We start from the raw sequence: 8,043 nt of genomic DNA, 5'->3' as shown, positions 1-8,043 counted from the left end.
CCATCAAAGCTGATTCGTGGGTTAGAATACTTCGTATTCACTGGCAACTGTTCGCTTGTTTTTACCCAACCAACTTTTTCAAGCAAAACCAATTTAGTTTTTACCTTCAATTTGATATTGTCATTATAAAAAGCTGGTTTTGATTTCTTTCTTGACTTGAAATGTGGCTTTTCAGCCTTTAAACGACTTTTATCTGTCATACCAACAAACCACTTTTTGTAGGCATCACATGCATCTTTTACAGCTTGCTTGGCTATATTGTTTGATACGTGATTTAACCAAGCGTATTTAGGACGTTGCTTCATTTTTGTGATGTGCTTTCGTAAATCGTTGTTACTGATGAACTTTCTGCCAAACCGATAGTTCATTTCTTGCATTTGTAACGTCCAGTTGAAAATCCAACGTGCAGTACCAGCCGATTGCCACAGTTGCTTTTCTTGTTCTTCAGTCGGGCGCAACCTTACTTTCTTGGCTCGTATCATCTTCCATCAACTCCTTAATCATCTTCTTAGCTTTATTCGCTCGTTCCCCTTGTAATCGGCAACTAAAAACAGTGACAATCTGAATTAAGTCCTCGACTAATTCCTGTTCTCCCGTATTTTCTGTATTGTCAATGATTTCTATTTCTGTGCCATATTTATTACAAAGTTTTTCAATGAGTTCATAACCAAAACGGATGAAACGGTCTTTGTATAGAATAACTACCTTGTCTATTTCGCCATTGGTAATTTTGTCTATTAACTGATTTAATCCTTTTTTATTGTAATTAATTCCACTACCAATATCTTGAATAATGTCAAATTGATATCCTCGTGCAATCATGTAAGTCTTAACGTGCTCAATTTGACGTTCTAAATCGTCTTTTTGCTTGTTTGAACTGACTCTACAATAACCGATGGTTATTCGTTTTGGTTTCTTTCTCCCAGCGATTCCTAAGAATTGATTTCGTTGTTCTTCAGAATAATAACGAGTACCTCCTTGAGAAACATGAGCGGGCTTTAATTCCCCTCTTTTATCCCAATTTCTCAACGTTTGTGGTGTTACACCTATCTGTTTTCCAAATTCACCTATCGAATACATAGTCATAATCTTCACCTCAAAATGATTATACCACATATTGATTTTTTAAATGATATTTTTATATATATTTATATATTATGATTAACTGTTGTTACCCTCCCGCTAACAAGCCAAAGAAAAGCGTAAATCCCAATAAAATCCAGGCTGCTATAGGTTTTTTCTTCATGCTCTGCTCCTTTATGCCAGATTTTTTCTTCAAACCCATTATACGGATTTTTATAGGGAGTGACAAATGGCGTTTTTTTTGAAGTCCCTCCTGCTAAATTGAGCCTATTAGTTGAGAAAAAAGCGCGGGTACCCTAGTATAAATAAATATATGAAACGAAAGGATTGGTGAAGAGCCGATGAAAAAAATCAAAGCATCTGAAGCAATGATCAATGTCTTATTGGATTGGGGAGTGAAACGCGTCTATGGATTACCTGGCGATTCGATAGACACCACGATTGACGCCTTGCATCGTCACGATGAAGAAATCGACTTTATTCAAGTACGTCATGAAGAAGTGGCTTCCCTAGCTGCAACAAGTGAAGCCAAACTAACAGAAACGGTTGGCGTGTGTTTGTCCATTGGAGGTCCGGGAGCCATTCACTTATTAAACGGGCTTTATGATGCCAAAATGGATCATGTACCAGTCCTAGCGTTGATTGGCCAAGTCAAATCCAGTTTAATCAACAGCGATTATTTTCAAGAAGTCAATACTGCCGCACTGTTGGAAGATGTGGCTGTTTATAATAAAGAAATTCAATCCGCTGCCTCCTTGCCAAGAATTGTCGATGAAGCCATCCGGACTGCTATGCGTCAAAAAGGTGTGGCCGTCCTGACCATTCCCGATGACCTGCCCGATGAAGACATTCCTGACACCTATCGTGCACTCGCTGGTGAAGCGAATCTTTTCAGCGCCCCAACGATTGAAGCGGATAAAATTGCCGAAGTAACTCGTTTACTAAAAGAAAGCAAAAAACCAATCGTGCTATCAGGGGTTGGAGCAAAAGGTACCGGAGAAGCGCTAACCACCTTTATCGAAACCAATCACATTCCTTTGGTTCAAACAATGCCAAGCAAAGGAACCGTTGCGGACAACCACCCGAATTCTTTAGGAAATGTGGGCAAACTAGGAACAAAACCCGCTTATGAAGCCATGAAAGAAGCGGATTTTCTTCTCTTATTGGGCACGAATTACCCTTATGTCGATTATTTACCTGATCCAAGCACTTGCAAAGCGGTCCAAGTCGACATCGTCCCTGAACGCTTCGGCAAACGATTCCCGATTGAATTGGCCATTGAAGGTCGTGTTGCAGATTTCTTAACGGCAATGAATGCGCAAGGTGCCATTCGTACAACAGATACCTTTTTACAAGCTTGCCAACAAACGATGGGCCATTGGAATGATTGGATGCAAGAGCAACGCCAAAATACCACTGGTGATTTTGTCCACCCTTCTTATTTATTCAATGCCATCGAATCCATCGCCAAACCCAATGCCGTCTTTTCGATTGATGTGGGGACGTCCACCTCTTGGGGTGCGCGTTTCTTGCGGGTACAACCTGGGCAAGACTACTTGATTTCTGCTTGGTTAGGAACGATGGGTTGTGCCTTGCCAGGAGCCATTGCCGCAAAAATCAATGAACCCGAACGACAAGTGCTCGCTGTGGCAGGTGATGGCGCGTTTGCGATGGTCATGCAAGATTTCGTCACGGCAACAAAATACCAGTTACCCCTGATCCAATTTGTTGTCAACAATCAAAAGCTAGCCTTTATCGAAGTGGAACAACAATCCGCTGGTCAACGCAACTATGGCATTGATTTAGAAGACATTGACTTTGCAAAGGTAGCGGAAGCCTGTGGTGGCGTCGGCTACACCGTCAAAACCGCCGCCGAACTCGACGCACTTTTACCAAAATTAGCAGATGTCAGCAAACCAACCCTTGTCAATGTTTACGTGGAAGACGATGCACCTTTACCAGGAAAAATTGTGATGGATGAAGCCCAAGGTTATGCAAAATTCACGTTTGAAACGGTCCTGAAAGATCATAAATTCCCGACCTTACCTCCGTTGAAAGACATTATGCGTCAATTCTTTTAATCCTTAAAAAAAGCCCCTCCTCTCTTCCAGATACCACTGGCGAGAAGCGGGGCTTATTGTTTTACTTGAAATACTCCGTCATAATTTTTTCATAACAAGCTAAACAATTTTCATAGGCATCTACGCGCACGTATTCATCCGTTTGATGTGAGGTATCATTTCCTGGACCAAATACAATGACAGCCATCTTGGGATTTTTTTCAATAAATTTGGCAGCATCAGTTCCTCCAGAAATACCAATTAATGGTAACTTGTCGTTAAACTGCTTTTCGGCAATTCGCTTTGCCAACTGGGCAATTTTTGCTTGAGGACTACTTTTCACAGGATGCGCACTTTCCGAAACAATCAATTCCAACTGAGCGTCACCTGCTTGATTGCATTCGTCAATCAATGCTTGAAGATCAGCAAGAATGGCTTCATTCGTCAAGGCTGGGACGGTTCGTATTTTTGTAGTTAATACCGCTTTTTCCGGCACGGTATTGGCTTGTTCCCCGCCATGAATCATGGTCACAACTGGGGTCATCTCCCCTAAGATTTCGTCTGTTACTTTGTGGGTAGCAAAGTAGTGTTCTTGTTTTTCATAATAATCAATCAGGGCTTTGACTGCATTGATACCTAGTTCAGGCATCGAGCTATGCGCAGCACGTCCTTTTGCCCGAACTTCATAGGTCAAAGAACCCTTATGTGCGATAAAAATAAAGCGTTGCTCAGCGGGACCATCGGGTTGAACAAAACCTGCTGGGATCCCCGGCATTTTTAGCACTGTTTGTCGACTGGCGCCACTTGGTTCGCAAACAACCAAGGACTCAATATCATCCGCATAGCCCAAATCCGCTAATTGAGAAGCGCCTAATAAGCCTAACTCTTCCCCAACAGTGACGAGTAAGCGAATTTTGCCATGAATCGGTTGCCCACTTTGTTTTACCTTAATCAGCGCTAAAACCGCCGCCATCAATCCGGATTTCATATCACTCGACCCACGACCGTACAATTTGCCATCAGCGATTTCTGCAGCAAATGGTGGGTGAACCCATTTTTCTTCATCGCCCACAGCTACGATATCGGCGTGACCGTCGAACGCCAATACCGGTCCGTCGCCATCCCCAATTTCAGCTACTAAATTGGCACGCTTTGGACCATGTGCAATAACGGTTGAGTCAATCCCCGCCTCACTTAACAGGTGTTCAAGGTAGCGAATCACTGGTTCTTCGTTGCCATTAACAGAGTTTATACGAACAATTGCTTGTAATTCTTCAAGTGGTGTCTTCATGCATTTTTCCTCCTCAACAAACGGGCTATTTTCAATAAGTATAGGGCCAAGTACACAAATTGTAAAACTTAATCCGGCAATTAGCTAAACAAACCCCCAATACTTTCTTTTTGGAGCAATGCGCACCCAAAAGCTAAATGTTCGTCTAGCTCTTGGAAACATTGCCTCATTTTAATAGTATAGGGGACTTGTCAGTATTTACTTATTTTTTACGCTTTGTTTCTGTTTCGCATCCAAATACTTGCCAATACCATGCTCAATAATGAAACGCCAATTACGAGCAATCCAGCTTCAGATTTCATTCCTGTATTTGGAAGATGCTGCCCATTTGCTTTGGCTTTTTTGGTCACCGTTACTCCGACTGGATTTGCAGTCTGACCAGCTTTTATTTGTATATATACTCTGTTCTTTACGAAAGTGGAGATTCGTAGCTACTTATCAAAAAATTCATCTGACTCACTTGAGTTTCCTATTCTCCAAATTTTTTTTCAACCCAACATATCAAAAATCAATTAAGTGGTGTTTGACACAATATCGTAGCAAGTCTGGGTAATGATGAATTGCTAACTTTTTGTGTATATTTGTTTTATGTACTTCGATTGTTTTGACAGACAAAAATAGTTGGTTTGCGATTTCTTTGTTGCTATACCCCAGTGCAATTAAAGGCAAAAGTTCTTTTTCTCTTTTTGTTAGTGTTTTATAACGTTGATCTTCGTCATGGTGAGGTAACTGGTAGATATCTTTTTCGCTTAAGCCCGTATAATATCTACCACCGGCCATCACAATTCGTAATGCTTGCAATAATTGTTCGTTGGGTTCGCTTTTCACAACAAAGCCTTCAATACCATAACTGACTGCTTCCTCCATATATTGTTGTTCATCATACATCGTCAACATGACTATCTTTAGGTTGGGATACGCTTCTTTCATTCGTTTTGCTGTATGAAGTCCGTTTTCACCTGGAGGCATGCTCATATCTAGTAAAACAATATCAACTGTTTGGCTGTCCAATTTGACAAATGCTTCGGCCCCTTCTGCGGCCTCTGCTACGACAGTCATGTCTTTCTGAGTTTCTAATATTTGAGTTAATCCGTTTCGTACAATCATATGGTCATCTGCGATAAGTATCTTCATTGGATTTCCTCTATTCTTACGAGACGTAACGTAATTGTTGTTCCCCACTGAAAAGTAGAATAAATCGAGATAGTGGCATCAATTGCCAACGCTCGCTCCTGCATATTCCAAAGTCCTAGTCCATGTTTTTGTGTTGAAGTATCGAAGCCTTTTCCGTTATCTTTTATTTGAATTGTACAGACATTGTCTTCAAAAATAAATGACACTGTCGCTTGGTTCACTTCCGCATATTTTAATGAATTGGTGACTGCCTCTTGGATGATTCGATAGATGTGACTTGCTGTTCGCTTTGGAAAGGAAAATGGCTTTCCTTGTACGTTAACGTCTAAATGAAATCCTGCCAATTGTTTTAATTGATCTGCTAAATGAAAAATTGCCTGTAACAAACCCAAATCTTCGAGAGCAGCGGGGTATAATTCGGCGGCTAACGTACGAACTTCCTGTAACAATTCCACAAAAGAGGCATCGAGTTGTTGACTGTCAGTTGTCTCTTCTAGCCGATATTTTTTCATTAGCCGGCGTGATTCGAGCATGAGACTATACATGCTTTGTGCCAATCCATCATGTAAATCACGGGCAATGCGTTGTCGTTCGACTTCTTGTGCTTCATTTAAGTAACCGAGCATCAGACGTTCCTGTTGAACTTGTTGTGTTGTTTGCCAACTACGAATTTCTAAATACTGGTAGAAAATATTTGTTGCCGGGTCGGATATCGTCGTAAGTTTTCCCCAAAAGGAAGCAAGATGCCCCTGTTTATTTCGCAATTGAAATGGAATAGCTTCTGGATTGAGATGTCCTTCAATCGGGCAGTCCTGACAGACATCTTGTAAAGCATGTAATGGGCACCCTTTCCCAGTCAGAATATCATGAATTTTTTTCAGTGGAATGGCATAATCTTCTGTTAATTTTTGGGCTCCATTAGATAGGAGAAGGATTTTTTGATTTGCATCTAATAGCCAAATCATCGCTTCGGTTGATTGTAATCCTCGTTTATATAGTTCGCCCATTTCTTCGCTCATCATAAACTCACCTTCCTGCCACCCATTTTTTCACTTCATTGTATTCAATTGATTGTTCAAGTTGTCCCATATAAGGTAACGACCGATTTGAAGTCTCAAAATTTCCTGTTCGATTGCCAATTAACAAAACAGCTTTTACTTGCTGATGAATCAATAGCGGGTAGGCAATAACTTGATCCAATTTTTCAACACGCGCGATTGGGTAATCTATTAAGCGTCCAGGTTGGCTTTGGATGTTGTTTTCGCAAATCGTCCTCCCCGTTCGCCATACTAGACCAGCAATCCCGTGGCCAATTCGCAATCGAATGGTTTGGTAGTCTTCTCCTAAGTTCCCCGAAACAGCTACCCAACGAATATCTTTTGGCATCCCTGACAAGGCGACATTTTGAGCAACTCCGACGAAATCCACCTGCATAGCTACTCTCATCTGATCAAGAAACACCTGAAGTTCTCGTTGCTTTAACATAAGATTCACCGCCATTTTTCTGCATTTTCTTTACATTATAAATCACAATGATGGAAAGCAAAAGCTAGAGTACGAGCTTCACCTCATACTCTAGCTTGTAGGCTAACTATCACTCATTCCAATTTTTGGGCCATCTTGACATATGGATAGGCAATGAATAAAATTCCACCAATCATATTACCTAAAGTTACCCAAAATAAATTATAAAACCACCCGCTAATTGTGATAGCTGAATTCGTCGAGTCAAGTAAGCCTGCTGTTAAGACTGTCATATTGGCAACACTGTGTTCAAAACCAGCTGTGAAAAAAGCGAGCAAGCACCAAAAGATCATAATCAATTTCCCTGCTTCACTTTTGCATTGAAAGCCTGACCAAATAGCTAAACATACGAGCATATTGCAAAGAATCCCCCGAAGAATTAAGGGGACAATCCCTAAGCTCATTTTTGTCACAGTCGCTGCTGCTAGCACTTGCGCAACTGCTCCAGTCTGTAAGCCACTATAATGAAAGCCGATTGCAAGAAGAATGGCTCCCACCGCATTTCCAAGCCAGCACCATAACCAGAGTTTGGAAGCAGCTCTCCACGTAACCGAACGACGAAGTAAGCCAACTCCTAAAACAAAATTGTTGCCCGTAAATAACTCGGCCCCAGCAATAACAACCAGACTCAGCGCAATACCAAACACCGCTCCCATCGCTAGTTTGCTGCTATTGCTCTCTTTCAATAGTCCGCCAACAGTGAAAGACAACAAGATACCAAAGCCAATAAATACTCCAGCTAAGATTGAAGCTAGAAAGAAACCCCAAAAATTTTGGTTGATAAACGCTAATTTTTTCTTGCCAGCTAATTCTACTGCTTGTATCTGATCAACATACACGAAACATGCCGTTGCCAAAAATCTATAAATATTCCTAACCAACTATAAAAGTTGTCAGATTTATGTTTATTTCCTGTTTCTACGTGTCCGATTTTGCCACTTGCTCGCTACT

Annotated in this window: 9 protein-coding genes; 1 reads left to right on the top strand and 8 read right to left on the bottom strand. The window is 41.2% G+C overall.

What is annotated here, in order from left to right; genetic code table 11:
* Both ACFSR0_RS10925 and ACFSR0_RS10920 read right to left on the bottom strand, forming a co-directional pair.
* A partial coding sequence (locus ACFSR0_RS10925) for an RNA-guided endonuclease InsQ/TnpB family protein (protein ID WP_379982669.1) occupies nt 1-482 on the bottom strand: 482 nt, incomplete at its 3' end.
* A complete protein-coding gene (locus ACFSR0_RS10920; RefSeq protein WP_379982667.1) occupies nt 445-1,086 on the bottom strand; it encodes an IS607 family transposase in 642 nt (213 codons plus the stop codon). The genes ACFSR0_RS10925 and ACFSR0_RS10920, both read right to left, overlap by 38 nt.
* 338 nt (nt 1,087-1,424) lie before the next feature.
* Here ACFSR0_RS10920 and ACFSR0_RS10915 point away from each other — a divergent pair, with 338 nt between their 5' ends.
* Nucleotides 1,425-3,164, top strand: a complete 1,740-nt coding sequence (locus tag ACFSR0_RS10915; protein ID WP_379982665.1) for a pyruvate oxidase — start codon at nt 1,425-1,427, stop codon at nt 3,162-3,164.
* 61 nt (nt 3,165-3,225) lie between these two features.
* Here ACFSR0_RS10915 and ACFSR0_RS10910 read toward each other — a convergent pair whose 3' ends face one another.
* The 6 genes from ACFSR0_RS10910 to ACFSR0_RS10885 all read right to left on the bottom strand — a co-directional run bounded on the left by ACFSR0_RS10910 (nt 3,226) and on the right by ACFSR0_RS10885 (nt 7,931).
* A complete protein-coding gene (locus ACFSR0_RS10910) occupies nt 3,226-4,434 on the bottom strand; it encodes a M20/M25/M40 family metallo-hydrolase (RefSeq protein ID WP_379982663.1) in 1,209 nt (402 codons plus the stop codon).
* Between the two features lie 209 nt (nt 4,435-4,643).
* The gene (locus tag ACFSR0_RS10905) at nt 4,644-4,784 is read right to left on the bottom strand and encodes an LPXTG cell wall anchor domain-containing protein (RefSeq protein ID WP_379982661.1); all 141 of its coding nucleotides are present in this window, start codon (nt 4,782-4,784) and stop codon (nt 4,644-4,646) included.
* 151 nt (nt 4,785-4,935) lie between these two features.
* Nucleotides 4,936-5,568 (bottom strand): response regulator transcription factor, encoded by a 633-nt coding sequence (locus ACFSR0_RS10900; protein WP_288745344.1) that lies wholly within the window; start codon nt 5,566-5,568, stop codon nt 4,936-4,938.
* The gene (locus tag ACFSR0_RS10895) at nt 5,565-6,590 is read right to left on the bottom strand and encodes a sensor histidine kinase (protein ID WP_379982658.1); all 1,026 of its coding nucleotides are present in this window, start codon (nt 6,588-6,590) and stop codon (nt 5,565-5,567) included. Before ACFSR0_RS10895 ends, ACFSR0_RS10900 begins: the two co-directional genes overlap by 4 nt.
* 4 nt (nt 6,591-6,594) lie before the next feature.
* On the bottom strand, nt 6,595-7,053 hold the full coding sequence (locus ACFSR0_RS10890; protein ID WP_379982656.1) for a GAF domain-containing protein: 459 nt from the start codon (nt 7,051-7,053) through the stop codon (nt 6,595-6,597).
* 113 nt (nt 7,054-7,166) lie between these two features.
* Complete coding sequence (locus ACFSR0_RS10885; RefSeq protein WP_379982671.1) at nt 7,167-7,931, bottom strand: formate/nitrite transporter family protein; 765 nt, start codon at nt 7,929-7,931, stop codon at nt 7,167-7,169.
* Nucleotides 7,932-8,043: the final 112 nt, after the last annotated feature.

Origin of the sequence: Enterococcus camelliae, assembly GCF_042685105.1 — a bacterium.
In the GTDB taxonomy this organism is placed as follows: domain Bacteria; phylum Bacillota; class Bacilli; order Lactobacillales; family Enterococcaceae; genus Enterococcus_G; species Enterococcus_G camelliae.
Note: the sequence above shows the minus strand (reverse complement) of the source record. Positions and strands in the feature narration are given on the sequence as shown.

Coding starts and splice junctions, on each gene's coding strand:
- ACFSR0_RS10920 (WP_379982667.1), bottom strand. CDS start 1,086: ATGACTATGTATTCGATAGGTGAATTTGGAAAACAGATAGGTGTAACA.
- ACFSR0_RS10915 (WP_379982665.1), top strand. CDS start 1,425: ATGAAAAAAATCAAAGCATCTGAAGCAATGATCAATGTCTTATTGGAT.
- ACFSR0_RS10910 (WP_379982663.1), bottom strand. CDS start 4,434: ATGAAGACACCACTTGAAGAATTACAAGCAATTGTTCGTATAAACTCT.
- ACFSR0_RS10900 (WP_288745344.1), bottom strand. CDS start 5,568: ATGAAGATACTTATCGCAGATGACCATATGATTGTACGAAACGGATTA.
- ACFSR0_RS10895 (WP_379982658.1), bottom strand. CDS start 6,590: ATGATGAGCGAAGAAATGGGCGAACTATATAAACGAGGATTACAATCA.
- ACFSR0_RS10890 (WP_379982656.1), bottom strand. CDS start 7,053: ATGTTAAAGCAACGAGAACTTCAGGTGTTTCTTGATCAGATGAGAGTA.